The organism is Hymenobacter sp. FMD4 (assembly GCF_058932745.1).
This window is the reverse complement of the sequence record NZ_JBZYWH010000026.1, coordinates 36972-53604: the sequence shown is the minus strand read 5'-3', so window position 1 is coordinate 53604 and position 16633 is coordinate 36972. Positions and strand designations below refer to the sequence as shown.

The following is a 16633-nucleotide window of genomic DNA, read 5'->3' as shown; positions in this document are numbered from 1 at the left end:
GGCTGCAGATGAGCAGCCGCTTTTTTTATGGGTATTAGCTTTTGAGTAACAGAACATAGCGGCAATGCCGCAAGAAGAATTATAAATAAACTACGCACAGTGAAAAAACGGGTCGCAATATAATGCGACCCGTTAGGTTTATCCAGCCGTATGCTGCAGCTTGTTCTTGCGAGAAGGCCGTAGCGGAGTACGCTCTTCGCCCTGGCCGAGCAGATCGTCGTCGCGCTCGGTTTTCTTAACTACCCAGCTCACCGAGTACAGGTCCTTGCGTCGGTCGCGCAGATTGCGCACGGCGCCAGAGGTGTTCAGGTCCTTGAGCAGGTCCAGATCGAGGTCGGCAATGAGCGTCATCTCGGTGTTGGGCGTCGCTTCGGCCACGATGGCGTCGTGAGGGAAAGCGAAGTCCGAAGGACTAAACACGGCCGACTGCGAGTACTGAATGTCCATGTTCTCGACGCGCGGCAGGTTGCCCACCGAGCCGGTAATGGCCACGTAGCACTCGTTTTCGATGGCGCGGGCCTGGGCGCAGAGGCGCACGCGCTGGTAGGCGTTTTTGGTGTCGGTCCAGAAAGGCACGAACAGCACCTTCATGCCTTCATCGGAGAGCATGCGCGAGAGTTCGGGGAACTCCACGTCGTAGCACACCAGAATGCCGATTTTACCGAAGTCCGTATCAAAGCACTTCAGCTTGTCGCCGCCGCGCATGCCCCAATAGCTGGCTTCGTCGGGGGTTACGTGCAGCTTGTACTGCTCGTCCACGGTGCCGTCGCGACGGCAGAGGTAGGCCACGTTGTGCAGCTTACCGTCGTGGTAAAGCGGCATAGAGCCGGCAATGATGTTGATGTTGTAGCTCACAGCCAGCTCCATCATCCTGGCCTTGATGGGCTCGGTGAAAGCTGCCATGGCCCGGATGGCCACCGAAGGAGTATCCTCGTTGGTAAGAGCCATCAGCGGCGCGTTGAAGAACTCCGGGAACATCACGCAGTCAGCCTTATAGCCGCTCACGGTGTCGACGAAGAACTCGATCTGCTGCAACAAGTCCTCTATGCTGCGCGTGGCACGCATCTGCCACTGCACAATGCCGATGCGGGCATTGCTCTTTACGTTACCGATGAGCTTCTCCGCGTCTTCGTCGTAGTACACGTTGATCCACTCCAGCAGCGTGGCGTAGGCCTTCGACTCGGAGTCGTAGGGCAGGTAACCCTTAATAATCTTGCGGACGTGAAACTCGTTGGAGAGTTGGAAAGTGAGGATGGGGTCGGTCAATTCCTTGTTGCGCACCATCTCCACGTACTTAGCCGGCGTCATCTCATCGGCGTACTTGGCATAGCCGGGAATGCGGCCGCCGGCTACCATGGCGCGCAAGTTGAGGTTTTCGCAGAGCTCTTTGCGGGCGTCGTAGAGGCGGCGGCCTAGGCGCAGGTTGCGGTACTCGGGGTCCACGAATACGTCCACGCCGTAAAGCGTGTCGCCGTCGGCATTGTGCGTGTCAAACTTGCCGTTGCCGGTGATTTTGGCGTAGGTGTGCCGGTCGCCGAAGTCGGAGTACTGAACGATAATGGCCAAGGCGGCCGCAGCTACGCGGCCGTTGTCCTCGATGCAGATCTGGCCTTCGGGAAACTTGCGCAGCAGGTTGTTAAATTCATCCTGGGCCCAGGCACCCTCCATGCTGGAGTATACCTTTTCCATGATGTCGCGCACGGCTTTGTAATCCGATTTGCGCAGTGTGCGCAGCACCAGTTTGTGCGCAGGGGTGGTCAAGGTCCCGTCCTCGGCAGGCACTGCTGCCGGCGTCGCGGGGGCAGTAGTTTTCTTTTCGGCCTTTTTGGCTTGACCGTTGGATTTGGAAGAAGAAGTCGTGGCCATGATTCCAGAAAAAGAGAAGCAGCGCAAAAGTACACGGCCAACAATGGCCGTTGCGCGCAATACTAAGCAACGTAGCCGGCGCCGGCGGTGTTCCAGCGAAATTGTTTTCTGCTGTTTAACTGATGCCGTTCGAAAAGTGGCATCGTAACGAAGGCTGGTACAACCAGGACTTAGCGCCCTGAAATGAACACCTGACGCTCAGCTTCACGGGGTACGCCTTTCGTTTTGCGTATGCCAGTTAAAGGATGACAGACGCCGAGCAGATCAGCCAGCTTTTGTACTGAGGAATAAATCCCACAAAACCATTAACCGCTGCCCCGCCATGATGCTACGTGTCGCTACTCCCGCCGATGTTGAAGCCCTGTTTGACATTCGCTGCTCCGTGCGTGAAAACCACCAGTCGCGCGAGCAACTGGCTCAACAGGGCGTGACGCCGCAAGCCGTGGCCGACTGGCTGACTGGCGACGGACCTGGCTGGTTGGTGGAAGTAGATGGTCAGCCCGTGGGCTTTTCGATGGTAATACTGTCGGAGCAAACGGTATTTGCCTGCTTTATTCGACCCGGCTTTGAAGGGCGGGGGATTGGCCGTTGCCTGATGGAAGCTGCCGAGGCCGAACTGCGCCGCCACGGCATCCAAGAAGCCTGGTTGACTACCGGCGCCGATCCAAACATTCGAGCCAATGGCTTTTACCAAGCTCTCGGCTGGCAAGCCGTCGGCTACGAACCCGACGACCAAATCCGCTATACCAAGCGCCTTTCTGGCAATCAGTAACGAATCAGCTTGCCAATGGAGGTGTTGCCATCGACGTGTTGCACACGCAGCACCAGCGCGCCGCGCCACGTAGCTGGCATGGCCAGTTCCGCAGTGCCCGCCCTTAGTTGCTGCTCGCTCAGCACGCGCCCGCTCAGGTCTAGCACCTGCACTGTGGCAGCCATCGGGAGTTGCAGGCGCACAGCTTCGCCGGCCGGGGCTGCCGTGGGCCAGGCGGCTAAGGACAGCTGCGCGGTCACATTGGTACTGAGTACCTGCAGGCGGCGGTAGATGTCGCGGTACTCGATGTTGGTGATGGTTTCTTGCCCGCCTACCATGGCCGTGGTAATGGTGAGCACCGGCACGTGAATGGTTTTGGCCAGCCACTTATACTCACGGCGCACCGGCAGCGTAATTGCCTGCCCGGCGCCGGCGCCGATGGCAATGCTGTCCTGGTCTTCCAGCCGCGTCACGATGCGCACCGTCTGGAACGTGCCAAAAGGTGTAGTCAGCGTGCCCCAGGCATCGGGTTTGTTTACGCGCTTGCGGCGCTGCGACAAAAAGCCCGTGCCGGGTACATTCACCTCGAAATAGGAATTGCTGGAGTCGGGTTGGCTGGCAAAGCTGAGCGGAAAACGATAAATCACGTCCTGCTGCGCCTGGCTTTGGTAAGTGACAGGCAAGCCAAAACCACTTACCGTGGCGCCGTAGCCGACGGAGCGAAAATCGTTGTTGGAGTTGTTATAGAATGCTACCGGATCGGCGATGGGCAGGGCTGTGCCAGGCGGCAGGGGCAGCATTGCAGGCGACACAAGGTTGGCGCGGTTGACGCCGCCAAACGGACCAAAGGCAAATTGCAAGGTGGGGGCTGTGGTACTCAGGGCAACGTACCGTTCCACGCGCTGGCTTTGAGGTTGCAAGACACCGTAATTCCACGTTTGGTTGGCGCCCCGGCGCGTCAGCGGCGGAGCCGTGGCTGGCAGCACCGGCGCAGCTTGGCTTAGACGCAAGGTGTCGCCTACCACCGGCATGTCGGTGCGGTCGATGCTAGGCGAGGTTTGGGCCAGCGCCGAAGTCGTCGTCAGCAGGAATAAAGCAGCGTAGAGGTTTCGTTGCATAGAGTAAAAGGAGTGGGGGCTATGTTAGCTGAGAGTGCGTGAGGAGTTTAAGAAGCTGAAGCTACGTGCTAAGTCCCAATCCTCAGAACAATTACGGCTTGGTGGCTAACTATATTTGTGGGTGAAAAAATGGTTACTGATTGCGTTATCCGGAGCGGTGCTACTGGGATGCGGCAAAGATCGTACGGTGCCCAAGGCATCGTTGCGCGTGCGGGTGGAGAAATTTGGACAGCCTTTGGCTAACGCACAGATCGGCTTAGCCTCTTCGCAGCAAGAGCTGGATCTGCAGTCATATACGCAGCGCGCCACAACCGATGCGCAAGGCGAAACGACATTATCGGTGCCCACAGATACCGATGCCTATTTCGAGGTACGCTCCAGCGACTCCAATGGTGTTAATTTTTATGCCGGTACTTCAGTCGCGGCTTCCCAACTGCAGACTGGTCCTGCACCTCAATTGCTGGAGCTACACCAAGCTCGGTTACTCCCGGTACGCGTGAGCGTTCAGCGGCAACCGGCCAACTCCAACGAGCAGGACTACACACTAGGTTACTCTTATGATGCACTGGGCCGGCAGCTAAAAACAGAACGTAACGGTGCAGACGGAGCTTATTCGACGATGCATTTCTACAATCCTGATGGCTCCTTACAGCGGCTCGACCGCTATAGAGGAACCGAGCTGGAAGTGTCGGTTACGTTTACACACACGCCAAGTACAGTAGCGGCTTCGATGCGCGTCCATTCAGCTCTTCCGCCCTACACCATTACTGATAGCCTTTACTACGTCGGTAACCGGCTGGTTCGCTATTATACGGGCAGCCAAGGCCCGTCGCTGGCTTACAAAACGGACTTCAGGTATTTTGGTAACGAGCTAGCTAGTGAAGACACGCGCCTGTTACGAAACGGCAATGTGCAGAGCTCCAGCTCTTACGCGTACTACCCGTTGCCTAATCCCTTCTACTTCGACCGGAATACCTTGTTGGCTCAGATATACGGGCTCCGACCGCCCGGCAACAAGTGGGCAGCCCTGTCAGCCACTAGCATTCGGTATGTAAATGGAATGAACACCGGCGGCGGAAGCCAATCGATCCTTGCAACAGTCGACGGTTACCCTCAGGCGGTGGCAATCAGCGCGGGTACGGCTTCTTATCGGGTGGAGTACACTTATTGCTGGCGGTAACACCTATAAGCCAGAAACACCGGCGCCGGACTGTACTAGTCCGGCGCCGGTGTTTCTGGCTTGTAAGGGCTATGGAAATTACAAAGACATTTCCGGCACTCCAACCTCGGGTATTACCAGTTTACCGGCGGTAGCGGCCTGGATCTGCTCTACCGACACGCCCGGTGCCCGCTCGCGCAGGACAAAGCCATCGGGCGTCACATCGAGCACGGCTAGTTCCGTCACAATTTTCTTTACGCAGCGCAAGCCCGTGATGGGAAGCGAGCAATCAGTTAGCAGCTTGGAGGAGCCGTCTTTGGCCACGTGCTGCATGGCTACGATGATGTTTTTGGCCGACGCCACTAGGTCCATGGCGCCGCCCATGCCCTTCACCATTTTGCCCGGAATCTTCCAGTTAGCAATGTCGCCGCGCTCCGAGACTTCCATGGCGCCGAGGATGGTCAGGTCCACGTGCTCCCCGCGAATCATGCCAAACGACTCGGCCGAGGAGAAAATGCTGGAGCCGGGTAGGGTGGTGATGGTCTGCTTGCCGGCATTGATCATGTCGGCGTCCACTTGGTCTTCGGTAGGGAAGGGGCCCATGCCAAGCAGGCCGTTTTCGGACTGTAGCACCACGCTAACCCCTTGGGGAATGTAATTGGCCACCAGCGTTGGGATACCGATGCCAAGGTTGACGTAGTAGCCGTCTTTGACTTCTTGGGCAATGCGCCGGGCAATGCCGTGTTTATCTAATGCCATGATGTTCTGTTGGTAGGGAAAAGAACGTCATGCCGAGCTAGTCGAGACATCTCGCGTGCTGATGCCAAAGGGTAACTACCAGTGAGGAAATTACCATCGGGCGAGATTCCTCGGCAAGCTCGGAATGACGGCCTGATGACTATTCGGCCAGACAACTAGCCCTGACGGACCGTCCGCTGCTCGATGCGCTTCTCGTAGGCCTGGCCCTGGTAGATGCGCTGCACGTAGATGCCCGGCGTATGGATCTGATTGGGGTCCAGCTCACCAGCAGGTACTAGCTCTTCCACTTCCGCCACAGTAATTTTGCCAGCGGCCGCCATCATGGGATTGAAGTTGCGGGCGGTGCCTTTGTAGATGAGGTTACCGGCCGTGTCGCCCTTCCACGCTTTTACGAAAGCGTAATCGGCGTGCAGCGCGGTTTCCAGCAGGTACATCTTGCCGTTGAATTCGCGGCTTTCCTTGCCTTCGCCTACTTCAGTACCATAGCCGGCTGGCGTATAAAAGGCCGGAATGCCCGCACCACCAGCCCGGCAGCGCTCGGCTAGCGTGCCCTGCGGGATTAGCTCTACTTCCAGCTCGCCCGAGAGCAACTGCCGCTCAAACTCGGCGTTTTCACCTACGTAGCTGGAAATCATCTTTTTCACCTGCCGCTTCTGCAGCAGCAGTCCGATGCCGAAATCATCAACTCCGGCGTTGTTGGAAATGCAGGTCAGGTTCTTGACGCCAAGGCGCAGCAGCTCCTGTATGCTGTTTTCGGGAATGCCGCACAGGCCAAAGCCGCCGAGCATGAGCGTCATGCCATCGGTGACGCCCTGCAGCGCGGCCTGGGCATCGGCTACTACTTTGTTGATCATAGGAAGAGTCGAGTGGGAAATGACCGGAAAGTTAGTCCGCTGGGGCAGCAAAAAAAGAAAAAGCCCGGCGGATGGCTACTTTTCGGAGCCGCAACACTGTTGGTCAGGGGAGGCTGGGAAGCTCCGGTTGATAATCCACTGGTAACAGTTCGCCTATTTTCTCGAAGGCCCAGTATCCTTCCGCATATAACGCTAAAGGATCAGCCAATTGTCCGGTAGGGCCGATTTCCGCCTGCCATTTACGCAAGGTCAGTGTCGAAATTTGCTCGGCGGGTTTTACTGATGACTGGCCCAGCTGAGGCGGGAGTGAGTATGCTGGGTCGGGCTTTTCAAGCTTGTAGGTAACCTGAATAAGATCTGGAAAGCGCAGAAACACCGTGCCCGCCTGCGTTGGGGGCGTGATTAAACCATGTAGGGGTATCGGCTCCGGAGAAAGGTAGCTGTGCATGGGCGGTTCCCGAAGCGCGCTAACCAACGAATCGTGTAAGCTCCATAAAGAACCCGGATTTGCTTGGCGCTGCACTTGCAATAGGCTGTCGGCTATCATCCAGCGTCGGTTAGGCACGCGGCGCAATCGATTGGCCACAAAACCTTCAGCACTAACGTTGCCTTGGTTAAGACTACGCAGGAAGTGGGTAAGAGAACCGTTATAAGCGGCACGGCGGTTGGCTGCCCAACGGCGACGTTCGGCTGCGCTTTTGGTAGGGAGCTCCTCAAACACCGGCCACGCGTAGTATGACAATACTTGCTTTTGAAAGTTGAGCGTAAAGTGCAGGCCGTAAAACCTAATCCGGTAGCCTAAAGCTCTATTTTCAACCTGTAAATATTCAGGCGAAAAGGCACTTAACTCTCGGGTCTGTTCATCGAAGTCCACCAAAACCCCATCGGGGTTGCCGATGCGGCACTGCCGCGAAAAAGCGGAGTTTCCCAGGAAAAGCTCCGCAAAGCGTCGGTATTCGCTGGGCTTGTTTCCATGTGGCCGAACCGTTACACCCGCCAGTTGATTTGAGGTAGGCGACGGCAGCAGCTTAAGTGTAACGGGAGCATCGGCTACTTGCACCGCCTGCTTAGTGAGGCGGTAACCTAGGTAAGACACCACCACCTCATATCTACCGGCCGGAACCCCTGTCAAGCGAAAACGACCGGCATCATCGGTGGTAGTCCCCAGGGTGGTGTTGGCCAGAAACACGCTGGCAAAAGCAAGCGGCGCACGGGTAATCGAATCCTGAACTTCCCCGCTGATGCTACCCTGCCCCGAAGCCCGTTGTGCCAGCAAGCCAGCCAGTAGCAGCAATAGGATGCGACTGAATGAAAGAAGATAATTCAACATAGCGGCCAACAAGCTAAGCAGAACATCGCACTTTTGCGCGGTGAGCAGCTAGTGGCTGTCAGATCTATTACCCTCCGATCAGATGCCGACGGGCATCATCTGCATCCAGCGCCAACTGTGCTTTCAAGGCATCCAGCCCGCTAAATTTCTGCTCATCGCGCAAGCGAGCGATGAATTGTACCGTTAGCGGCTGATCGTACAAGTCGCCGTCGAAATCAAGCAGGTGGGCTTCTACAGTTTCCTGCAGGTCGCCGCCCACCGTAGGGCGCACGCCGATGTTGAGCATCGCGGCGTGGCGCGTGCCGGCAGCCGTGGTGGCCATCACAGCATAAACGCCGCGACCGGGCACCTGCTTTAGCGGGTCCTCGCAGCGGATGTTCGCCGTAGGGAAACCGATAGTGCGGCCGAGCTGCTGGCCGCGCACCACAGTGCCAGTGAAGGGGTAATCGTAGCCGAGGTAACGGTTGGCGGTGGCAATATCACCGGCTTCCAGAGCGCGCCGGATGCGGGTGCTGCTCACGCCCACGGCGTCCACGTCTTCACGTGGAATTTCTTCCACTTCTAGGCCGTACTCCGATGAGTGCGTCCGCAGGTAGTCAAAGCCACCTTCGCGATTTTTGCCGAAGCGATGGTCGTAACCAATTACCAGTTTACTGGTCCCCACTGTGTTAAGCAGCAACTCGCGGATGTATTGTTCCGACGTCCACTCGGCAAACTCTTGGGTGAAAGGCACGATCAGCAAGTAATCTACCCCGTGCGACTCCAGCTTCTCAATACGCTCGTCCAGGGTATTGAGCAAATGCAGCTTCAAGGGCTGCGGGTGGGCCAGCGGAGGAGCCAAAACCAGCCGCGGATGCGGCCAGTAGGTAATTACCACGCTCGGGCCATCCGACTGGCGGGCTACTTCCCTAAGCCGTTGCAAAATCTTTTGGTGGCCCAGGTGCACGCCGTCGAAAGTACCGCTGGTTACCACGGCATTGGTCAGGCGCGGAAACTCGGCTGGGTCACGGACAACTTGCATGGACAAAGGGGCAGGACTAGTAAAGAGGGCTGATAAGCAGCTGGCGTCAGGGCCTGGCTGCATTATCGGATGCATAGCGTGAACAGGCAGTATTTTGTTTGCCTGTTCACGCTGATATGCGAAGCGAAAGTAAAACTAGTTGAGCGGCTCAGGCTGCTCAGGGGCTGGAGCATCGGTACCGGGGCGCTGCGTAGCGTCGTAGTACTTCAGGCCAACGCGGCGTTCGGGGCGAGGTGTTTTGGCCGGTCGGCTTTCGGCTCCTTCGGGCCGCGGAGCGCGCCGGGCTTCGATATCAGCCATCCTCAACGCATTTTCGAGCCGGTATTCTCCGATGCGGGTGCGTACGAGTTTGGTGAGGTGGGCGCCGCAGCCCAATAGTTCGCCGAAGTCGCGGGCAAGGCTGCGGACGTAAGTACCCTTGGAGCACACGATGCGAAAGTGCACTTCGGGGCCGTTTACCTCCGGCAAATCGAACTCCTTGATGTCAACGGTTTTGCTCTTTATTTCAGCCGTATCTCCGCGGCGGGCCAGCTCGTAGGCCCGTTCGCCGTTGATTTTTACGGCCGAGTACAGCGGCGGCGTCTGCTCGATCAGGCCGGTGAGGCGGGCCGCCGCGGCGTGCAGATCGTCTGGGGTGAGGTGCTGCCAGGGCTTCTCCTCGCTGACTTCGGTTTCGAGGTCGTAAGAAGGCGTGGTTTGGCCCAAGCGGAAAATGCCGGTGTACTCCTTTTCCTGACCCTGAATGTCGTTGATGCTCTTGGTTTTTTTGCCGGTGCACAGAATCAGCAAACCGGTAGCCAAGGGGTCCAGCGTACCAGCGTGCCCAATTTTGCGGGCCCGCAGCGCGTACTTGGTTTTCTTCACCACATCGAACGAGGTCCAGTTCAGCGGCTTGTCGATCAGCAACACCTCGGCCGGCTCGGCTTCGGGCTGGGGGCGGCGCGGCCGCTGGCCCGACTGCGAAAAGGGTTTCGACTGGTTCATATCAGTTGCAGGTTGATGCCTAGGCCAATCATCGTCAGAATGATAACCCCGACGATGATTCGGTAGATGCCAAAGGCCCGGAAGCCGTAGCGGTTCACGAAGGCCACAAAGGACTTAACGGCCAGCATGGCCACCACGAAGGCCACGGCATTGCCGAACAGCAGCATTTTGATGTCGTCAGCCTGTAATGGGTTCACCTTGTAGGTCTTGTACAGCTCGTAGGCTGTAATGACCGTCATGGTGGGCACGGCGAGCAGGAAGGAGAAGTCGGCGGCCGAGCGGCGGTCGAAGCCCTGCGACAAACCGCCCACAATGGTAGCGGCCGAGCGCGATACGCCCGGAATCAGCGCAAAGCACTGGAACAAGCCCACCTTCAGCGCACTGGCGTAGCTGGGCACGGAAACCTGCTTGCCCGGCTTGTGAAAGATGCGGTCGATGAACACTAGCACGATGCCGCCTACCACCAGGGAGGAAGCCACCACGGTTACGCTTTTAAGCAGATCGGCAATGACATCCTTTAGCAAAAAGCCCAAAATACCGAAGGGGATAAAGGCCACAGCCAGCTTCAGGTACAGATCAAAGCTCTGCAGGAAGCGGCGCCAGTACAGCACCACCACCGAGAGGATGGCGCCGAGCTGAATGCTGGTGATGAATGTTTCGGTGAACGGCAACTGCCCGATGCCGAGCAAGTTGGCTACGATGATCATGTGCCCGGTGCTGGAAACAGGCAAAAACTCTGTAAGACCCTCCACAATTGCCAGCAGGAGGGCTTGCCAATAATTCATGCGGTACTGTTAGCGGCGCTGGTAAGTGGGCGTGACCGGCGTGGCAGGTGCCGTAGGAGCAGCCGAACCAGCAGTGGCAGTTGTGTTCGGAGCACCGGGCTGGCTAGGAGCAGGGTGGCCGGATTTGGCCATGATGGCGAAAAATTCCACTACAAAGCCGATAGCCAGCAGAATCGGGCCCAGCGTGATGCCAAGAAAGCCCTCGCCGTAATCGGCCGAGTCGAGGCTCATCGTGATGAAGCCGGCTGCCAACAGTGCCAGGCCGATGAACATCAGGCGGTAGTTGCGGGGCCCGAAGGCAAAGCGAGGAGTGGACATGGTGCGATGAGGTGAGGGAGGCGTTCGAGGTGGACTTGGGGTAGATGGCTATGGTAGTGCTACAGTTGCTTTACCATCAAGCAGCCGACTCAACGTGCTTACCCAGGGAGTTCATTTTTGAGTTAATACAAATCGTCCAGGGACATGCGCAGGTACTTGCGTACGGCCCGATAGGAGCTGAAAAAACCGATGACGCCGCCCAGCACCAACAAGGCCACTAACACGGCCCCAATGAGGCGGTCGTCGCGGAGCAGGCGCACTTCTGTTACCTGCAGGTACACCCATTGTAGCACGGCCAGTAGGATCAGGCCGGCCAGGATGCCGCCCACTATGCCCTGCCACATGGCCCGGCGCAGAAACGGCCGCTGGATAAACCAAGACGTAGCGCCTACCAGTTGCATGGAGCGAATCAAGAAGCGCTGCGAGAACAGCGCCAACCGGATGGTATTGTTGATGAGGATGACGACCACCGTCGTGAGCAAAACCGCGAAGCCCAGCAGTACCAGGCTTATGCGCTGCATGTTACTGTTGACGCCAGCCAGAAAGCTTTCTTCTACTGTGGTAACTTCAAATACGCCCTGTTGCTGCCGCAAGTCCTGGCTGATGCGACGCAATTGCGCTACGTCGGCATACTCAGCGTTGAGCTTTAGGATGTAGGCGTCGCGCAGGGGGTTGTCGCCCAGAAAGGACTGAAATTCCTCGCCGGTAAAATCAACGAACTGCCGCGCACCTTCTTCCTTGGATAGAAAGCGCACCTGCGGTTGCCCGTCTTTGTAGGCGATATAGGGCTTCTGGGTCAAAGTGCGCTGCAGGCGCAATAACTGCGTTTCGGGCAAGTCGCGCTCCAAATACAACTGAACCTCGATATTCTCCTTCACGGCCTCCGACAGCTTGTGCGCGTGCACCAGCAGCAGCCCGAACAGGCCCGTAACCAGCAGCGCCAAGGTGATGCTGAACACCACCATGGTATGCGGATAAGAGCCAAGCTTCTTCTTACGGGCGGGTCGGAATTGGGGCATCAGGGGGCAAAGGTAAGGGGTGAAATAGTGAGATGGTGAAATAGTGAGTGTCCTAGGACATCAAACCCACAAGTTCACCACCTCGCCAATTCGCCGTTAGAGCACCGTGCGCGGGTCGTCGTCGATGACCAGTTGTTCGCGGGCTTTGCGCCGGGCTTCTTCGCGGCGGCGCAGGCGCTTACGGGCAAAGAGTTCGGTGAGGTTGTCAAACTGCTCGGTGTGCACCACGGAGAGGCCAGCCCGGGCCTGGTTTTGGCTAATGCCGAAGTCGCGTGGGGTGGTTTCATAACGCAGGCGCACGCGGTACTTGCCGTCAGCCCGCACGAAGTACTCTAAGCCAAGGTCACCGATCAGCGAGTTTTGGTTGGCGCCGGTAGCGTTGTTGGCTGGGTTGTTGGTGATGCCGCCAGCCCGGGTTACCCGCAGGCGGCCCTGCAGGAAACTGTAGCTCAGGCGTACTTGCAGGTTGCGCAGTTCCTCCTCCGTCACCCCGTCGATGTTGAAGTCGATTTCCAGGTTCTGGTCGATTTGGGAAGTGAGCAAGCCGAGCTGCGTCGACAGAATCTGGCCCAGGCTGCTTTGCACGGCGTTGTTGCCGGTGGCCAACGAAGCATTGCCAAGGCCGCCGATGCTGGTAAGCTGCCGGAACAGCAGCAGCGAGAACACCTGTCGGGTAAGCTCCTGTTCGTCGTTGCGCACATTCGAAAGAAAAGCCGTAATGGGGCCTTCCACCGCCGACGGTGCATCGTTGAATTCCAGCCCTAGCTGAATGCGGGGCAGCAGCATAGCTCCTGTCAGGTGCATTACGGCCGTTACGCTGGCGTACACCTGCTCCTCGTTGGAGCCCAGGATGGGGGCTAGCGAGGTGCGCTGGGTATAGGTGGCTGTCACGTTCATCTCGCCGGCCATTGGGTCGCCGTTCCAGGTGAGCGTGCCGCCCGGGCGCACCCGGAACTCCTTGTTGACGAGGCCCTGCAGGGTGAAGTTGTAAGCGCCCCGCACGATTTCCAGCTGTCCGTACATGTTGAAATCACCGCGGGTATCCACGTTCAGGCGCAGCTGTCCGGCGGCGGTGCCGCGGATAACGTCGCCGGTGCTTTCGTCCAGCAGCACCTCCATGTAAGCGTCAGGCGTCACGTCGAACACGCAGTTCAGCAGTATGCCCGAGAGGTCAACAGATGACCGGGCAGTAGCAGTTGCCGCGGTGCTTACCGTATCCGATACGTTGCGGTTGACGAACTTGATGTAGTTAGCCTGCGTGGCTGTGGCGGCATTATCAAGCGGCAGCGAAAGGCGGGTGCCGGCTTCGCTACGCGCCCGCACATCGATAACCAAGTTCTCGACGGGACCCGTTACACTGGCGTTGCCGGTGGCGAAGGCCGTGCCGAAGTACAAGTCATTCTGGCGGCGCGTGGTGTTCAACACCTGCATCCGCCGGAAGTTGGCCTTCAGCGCCAGGCGCATGTTCTGGAAGCCTTGGTGGAAAATGTTGCCGTCGAGGGTGCCTGTGTTGCCCAGCGGGTCGCGCAGACGGATGTTGCGGAATACCATCCGGTCTTCGAAGAAGCGAATGTTGTCTTCGAAGGTGTAGGTAGTATTAAGGTAAGGGAAGGTAAAGCGGCCGCCGCGCACGGCTACGTCGCCGCGCAGCAGGGGCGCATCAAAGGGACCGTACAGGCGCAGTGTGCCGCGGCCGGTGCCGCTGAGGTTGCTCAGCACACCGTACAGGAAGGGCTCGGCCAGCTTCACGGGTGCATCGTTCAGGATGCCGGTTAGGTTCAGCTGTTCGCGCTCGGCACCGGGCGCAACGGTGCCAGCCACGCTGAGCACGTTCTGCCCGTCGCGCTCCACGTTGAGGTTCATGCCCAGGCGCTCAGCGTGGTTATCCCAGTTGGATACGCCGGCCACGTTGCCGATCAGCACATTATCAAAATACAGCGAATCGACGGTGAGGCGTGCGGCGGCTACCAACTGCCCGAACACGCCGCGCACGTCGCCGGTGGCATTGACGCGGCCGCGCATGTTCTGGCGCGTCAGGGCCGAAAGCGTAGCCAGTTCCAGGTTCTTTACCTCCAGGTGCAGGGTCTGAGCCGGGTCCTCGGAAATGCGGCCGGTAGCCAGAATCTGCTGTGGTCCGTTGGAAAAGGAGAAGTTCGGTACCGTGATTTCGCGGCCTGCCCCGGCAACCACAATGGCGTTGTCCTGCGCAATAATCCATTCGCGTCCCAGCAGATTTACGCCCGATTGGCGGAACACAATCTGCACCGCGTTGGGCAGAAAGTCGAGGGCGCCATTGATTTGGGCCCGGTTGGTGGTGCCCGTCTGCGCCAGGGACGAGGAAAAGTTGATCTTGTCCTGGTCCCACACGCTTTCCACGTAAAACTGCTCGGTATTGCCCAGCACGGGCATGTGCTGCCGGGTGCTGGTGACGCTGGCCGTTGCCAGCACCTCGGGGGCATTGGGCAGCTTAGAGGTCAGCAGGTCGAAGCTCACGTTTTCGGCCCGGATGCTGTCGTATTGCACCACGGCCGCTTTGCCGCCCAAGGTCAAAATGGAAGTAGCGCCGTTGCGGAATGAGCCCTCCACGTTGGTGTCGTTGCTGAGGGTCAGCTCGGGCACAAACACCTGCAGCAGCTGGTTGGCCTCTTGCTTCAGGTTTAGGCTCAGGTCGATGGCGTAATCGGTGGGCGTGGCCTGCCGGGCCTTGCGACGGTAATAAGCAGCCGTGGCGGCGGCGTTGCCCTCAAAGTTCAGCTTGTATTCCTCGATCAGCTGCTGCGCATCGCGCAGGGCCTGGGAATACTGGTAGTCGCCGCGGGCCCGCAAGCGGAACGCGTCGGAGCGCATCGCCAGGATTCGGTCGCCGTCGCGGCGGGAAGCCAGCAGGTCCAGCGTATCCAACTCCACGGTGCGGCCACGGAGGCTCAGGCGGGTGCCACGCAGGTGAATGCGGCCCAGCAGCTCGTCCAGGGTCAGGCCCTGAAAGCGTACGTCGGCTTGCGTGCTCACCACCAGCGGCTCATCAACCAGGCCGAGCGCCTGCAGATTGGCCCGGCGTACGTCACTTACTAAGTCAAACGCCTGCCGGCCCCGCGCCCAGTTGATGGTGCCTTCGCCGGTTAGCTGCAGGTTGGGGTCGTTGATGTTGACCTTGCCCTCAAACTCTTGCCGCGTCAGGCGGCCGTTGGTCACCTGAATATTGCGGTAGCGGTAGCCATTAACCCAAGCCGAGGTGATGGTGGCATTGGCTTGCAAGCGGGCAGCTTCAGGGTCAAAGCTCACGCCTTGCACCTTGCCGTTCAGGGCCACGTCGCGCACCAGCGACTCATCACCAAGCAGCTTGCCAAGCTGGAAGCCGGCCGTGCGCACGGTACCGGCGTAGCTGGAGTTACGCGGGTCGGTCTTGAACTTCAGGTTTACGTCCGACGACACGTTGCCCAAAGCCGTCTGAAAGTCGCCGTTGGCTACAAAGTCATTATAGAAACCGAGAAACTGCCCGTTGAGCTTCACCGTGCCCAGTCGTTGGAAGTAGGGGTACACATCGGCGGGCAGCACCGGCTTCAGGTCGCGTGGGTTTACCACGGTGCCGGGGCGTAGGCGCAGCTCGGCGAAGGTTTCCTGCCACTTGGGGAGGCCCTCGGCCGCAACGTTGCCAATGATGCGCGTACCGCTGTTGCTGTAGCGCAAGTCCAGGTTTTTCGCCGAGAAGTTGCGCACGTAGCCTTTGGCTTCGCCGGAAATAAGGATCTGCTCGTCCCAGCCCTCCAGTTGCGGCGCAAACTGGGCAATATCCTTGGCGTACACGCGGCTGGGCTTCAAGCGCGCCGTTACTTTCACCGAATCGTTGAAGTCGGTGAAATTCAGGAAGTGGTCGTATTCAAAGCGCACGTAGTCGCGCAGCTGGCTGCCGCCTACGCGCAGGTTTAGCTTATCGAACTCCCAAAACTTGGAGGCATAAGTCATGCCCGCCGTCAGTTCCCGCAGCCTGGTTTTAGAAGGAATGTCGGTGGCCCGCAGCCCGTCGACCTGGGCGTGAATGGTATCACCACGAAACCAGATCTGCGACAAATCGGCGTACACGCTGTCGATGAACATGTGGTCATAGTCCATCAGGCGGCCGTATTCGGGCGCTTTGGGCAAGTCTTTGCGGTCGAGCACAAAACGGGCGTTGCGCAGCCCCACCGATTCTACCTGGAAGTCAAACGCGGTGGTTTTGGTGGTGTCGGGCTCGCCCAGCAGCTTCTGAAACGCGTCGAGGAAATCGTCGAGGTTGGCGTTGTTGTTCGGCGAGTTCGGGTAGGTGACCAGCGCGAAGCGGGCTTCGGTCAGCAGTACCTTACTCAAGTAGAGCTTATTGGGCGAAAAGATGGAAAACGTGCTGATATCGGCCTCTAGTTCGCCGATGTAAAACAAGTCGCCGCCTTTGCGGTCGAGCACTTGTACGCGCTCCAGCACCACTTTGGTAAAGGGCCGAATATCCACGCGGCCGATGCTCACCGGGTGGTCCAGCTTGTCGGAAAGAATAGTTGCCGCCCGGTGCGCCACCCGCGTTTGCACGGCCGGAATGCGCAAGGCCAGCACCGCAGCGCCCAGCAGCAGGCTCAGCACGAGCAGTAGCCCGAGCAACACCTTCAGAATGGCCTTTATAACTTGCACGCGGTTGTCGGCA

13 protein-coding genes are annotated in these 16633 nt (G+C 58.5%); 2 read left to right on the top strand and 11 right to left on the bottom strand.

Annotation, left to right across the window (positions count from 1 at the left end; translation table 11 throughout):
• Window positions 1-138: 138 nt before the first annotated feature.
• Window positions 139-1866, bottom strand: coding sequence for a GNAT family N-acetyltransferase (locus tag AC5FXY_RS18900; RefSeq protein WP_493558276.1), 1728 nt, complete (start codon window positions 1864-1866; stop codon window positions 139-141).
• A gap of 322 nt (window positions 1867-2188) precedes the next feature.
• Here AC5FXY_RS18900 and AC5FXY_RS18895 point away from each other — a divergent pair, with 322 nt between their 5' ends.
• On the top strand, window positions 2189-2638 hold the full coding sequence (locus tag AC5FXY_RS18895) for a GNAT family N-acetyltransferase (RefSeq protein ID WP_493558275.1): 450 nt from the start codon (window positions 2189-2191) through the stop codon (window positions 2636-2638).
• Here the strand turns inward: AC5FXY_RS18895 and AC5FXY_RS18890 are convergent.
• Window positions 2632-3735 (bottom strand): hypothetical protein, encoded by a 1104-nt coding sequence (locus AC5FXY_RS18890; protein ID WP_493558274.1) that lies wholly within the window; start codon window positions 3733-3735, stop codon window positions 2632-2634. The genes AC5FXY_RS18895 and AC5FXY_RS18890 overlap by 7 nt on opposite strands.
• 121 nt (window positions 3736-3856) lie before the next feature.
• On the opposite strand from AC5FXY_RS18890, the gene AC5FXY_RS18885 reads away from it, so the two are divergent.
• The gene (locus AC5FXY_RS18885) at window positions 3857-4915 is read left to right on the top strand and encodes a hypothetical protein (protein ID WP_493558273.1); all 1059 of its coding nucleotides are present in this window, start codon (window positions 3857-3859) and stop codon (window positions 4913-4915) included.
• A 78-nt stretch (window positions 4916-4993) separates the two neighbouring features.
• Here AC5FXY_RS18885 and AC5FXY_RS18880 read toward each other — a convergent pair whose 3' ends face one another.
• The 9 genes from AC5FXY_RS18880 to AC5FXY_RS18840 form a co-directional block, all read right to left on the bottom strand.
• Complete coding sequence (locus AC5FXY_RS18880) at window positions 4994-5653, bottom strand: 3-oxoacid CoA-transferase subunit B (protein ID WP_493558272.1); 660 nt, start codon at window positions 5651-5653, stop codon at window positions 4994-4996.
• 155 nt (window positions 5654-5808) lie between these two features.
• Window positions 5809-6507: a CoA transferase subunit A gene (locus AC5FXY_RS18875; protein WP_493558271.1), complete on the bottom strand. Its 699-nt coding sequence runs from the start codon at window positions 6505-6507 to the stop codon at window positions 5809-5811.
• Window positions 6508-6610: 103 nt separating this feature from the next.
• Window positions 6611-7837 (bottom strand): carboxypeptidase-like regulatory domain-containing protein, encoded by a 1227-nt coding sequence (locus AC5FXY_RS18870; RefSeq protein WP_493558293.1) that lies wholly within the window; start codon window positions 7835-7837, stop codon window positions 6611-6613.
• Between the two features lie 67 nt (window positions 7838-7904).
• Window positions 7905-8858: a bifunctional riboflavin kinase/FAD synthetase gene (locus AC5FXY_RS18865; RefSeq protein WP_493558270.1), complete on the bottom strand. Its 954-nt coding sequence runs from the start codon at window positions 8856-8858 to the stop codon at window positions 7905-7907.
• Between the two features lie 135 nt (window positions 8859-8993).
• A complete protein-coding gene (gene truB, locus AC5FXY_RS18860) occupies window positions 8994-9842 on the bottom strand; it encodes a tRNA pseudouridine(55) synthase TruB (protein ID WP_493558269.1) in 849 nt (282 codons plus the stop codon).
• Window positions 9839-10627, bottom strand: a complete 789-nt coding sequence (locus AC5FXY_RS18855; RefSeq protein WP_493558268.1) for an undecaprenyl-diphosphate phosphatase — start codon at window positions 10625-10627, stop codon at window positions 9839-9841. The genes truB and AC5FXY_RS18855 overlap by 4 nt, the downstream gene beginning before the upstream one ends.
• A 9-nt stretch (window positions 10628-10636) precedes the next feature.
• Window positions 10637-10945 (bottom strand): DUF3098 domain-containing protein, encoded by a 309-nt coding sequence (locus AC5FXY_RS18850; protein WP_493558267.1) that lies wholly within the window; start codon window positions 10943-10945, stop codon window positions 10637-10639.
• A gap of 122 nt (window positions 10946-11067) precedes the next feature.
• On the bottom strand, window positions 11068-11964 hold the full coding sequence (locus AC5FXY_RS18845) for a cell division protein FtsX (RefSeq protein ID WP_493558266.1): 897 nt from the start codon (window positions 11962-11964) through the stop codon (window positions 11068-11070).
• 96 nt (window positions 11965-12060) lie between these two features.
• Window positions 12061-16620, bottom strand: a complete 4560-nt coding sequence (locus AC5FXY_RS18840) for a translocation/assembly module TamB domain-containing protein (RefSeq protein ID WP_493558265.1) — start codon at window positions 16618-16620, stop codon at window positions 12061-12063.
• Window positions 16621-16633 lie beyond the last annotated feature (13 nt).

Bases quoted from the DNA above. Each gene is read 5' to 3' on its own strand.
- AC5FXY_RS18875 (WP_493558271.1), bottom strand. From the start codon at position 6,507: ATGATCAACAAAGTAGTAGCCGATGCCCAGGCCGCGCTGCAGGGCGTC.
- AC5FXY_RS18890 (WP_493558274.1), bottom strand. From the start codon at position 3,735: ATGCAACGAAACCTCTACGCTGCTTTATTCCTGCTGACGACGACTTCG.
- AC5FXY_RS18895 (WP_493558275.1), top strand. From the start codon at position 2,189: ATGATGCTACGTGTCGCTACTCCCGCCGATGTTGAAGCCCTGTTTGAC.
- AC5FXY_RS18845 (WP_493558266.1), bottom strand. From the start codon at position 11,964: ATGCCCCAATTCCGACCCGCCCGTAAGAAGAAGCTTGGCTCTTATCCG.
- AC5FXY_RS18880 (WP_493558272.1), bottom strand. From the start codon at position 5,653: ATGGCATTAGATAAACACGGCATTGCCCGGCGCATTGCCCAAGAAGTC.
- AC5FXY_RS18900 (WP_493558276.1), bottom strand. From the start codon at position 1,866: ATGGCCACGACTTCTTCTTCCAAATCCAACGGTCAAGCCAAAAAGGCC.
- AC5FXY_RS18850 (WP_493558267.1), bottom strand. From the start codon at position 10,945: ATGTCCACTCCTCGCTTTGCCTTCGGGCCCCGCAACTACCGCCTGATG.
- truB (WP_493558269.1), bottom strand. From the start codon at position 9,842: ATGAACCAGTCGAAACCCTTTTCGCAGTCGGGCCAGCGGCCGCGCCGC.
- AC5FXY_RS18855 (WP_493558268.1), bottom strand. From the start codon at position 10,627: ATGAATTATTGGCAAGCCCTCCTGCTGGCAATTGTGGAGGGTCTTACA.
- AC5FXY_RS18870 (WP_493558293.1), bottom strand. From the start codon at position 7,837: ATGTTGAATTATCTTCTTTCATTCAGTCGCATCCTATTGCTGCTACTG.
- AC5FXY_RS18865 (WP_493558270.1), bottom strand. From the start codon at position 8,858: ATGCAAGTTGTCCGTGACCCAGCCGAGTTTCCGCGCCTGACCAATGCC.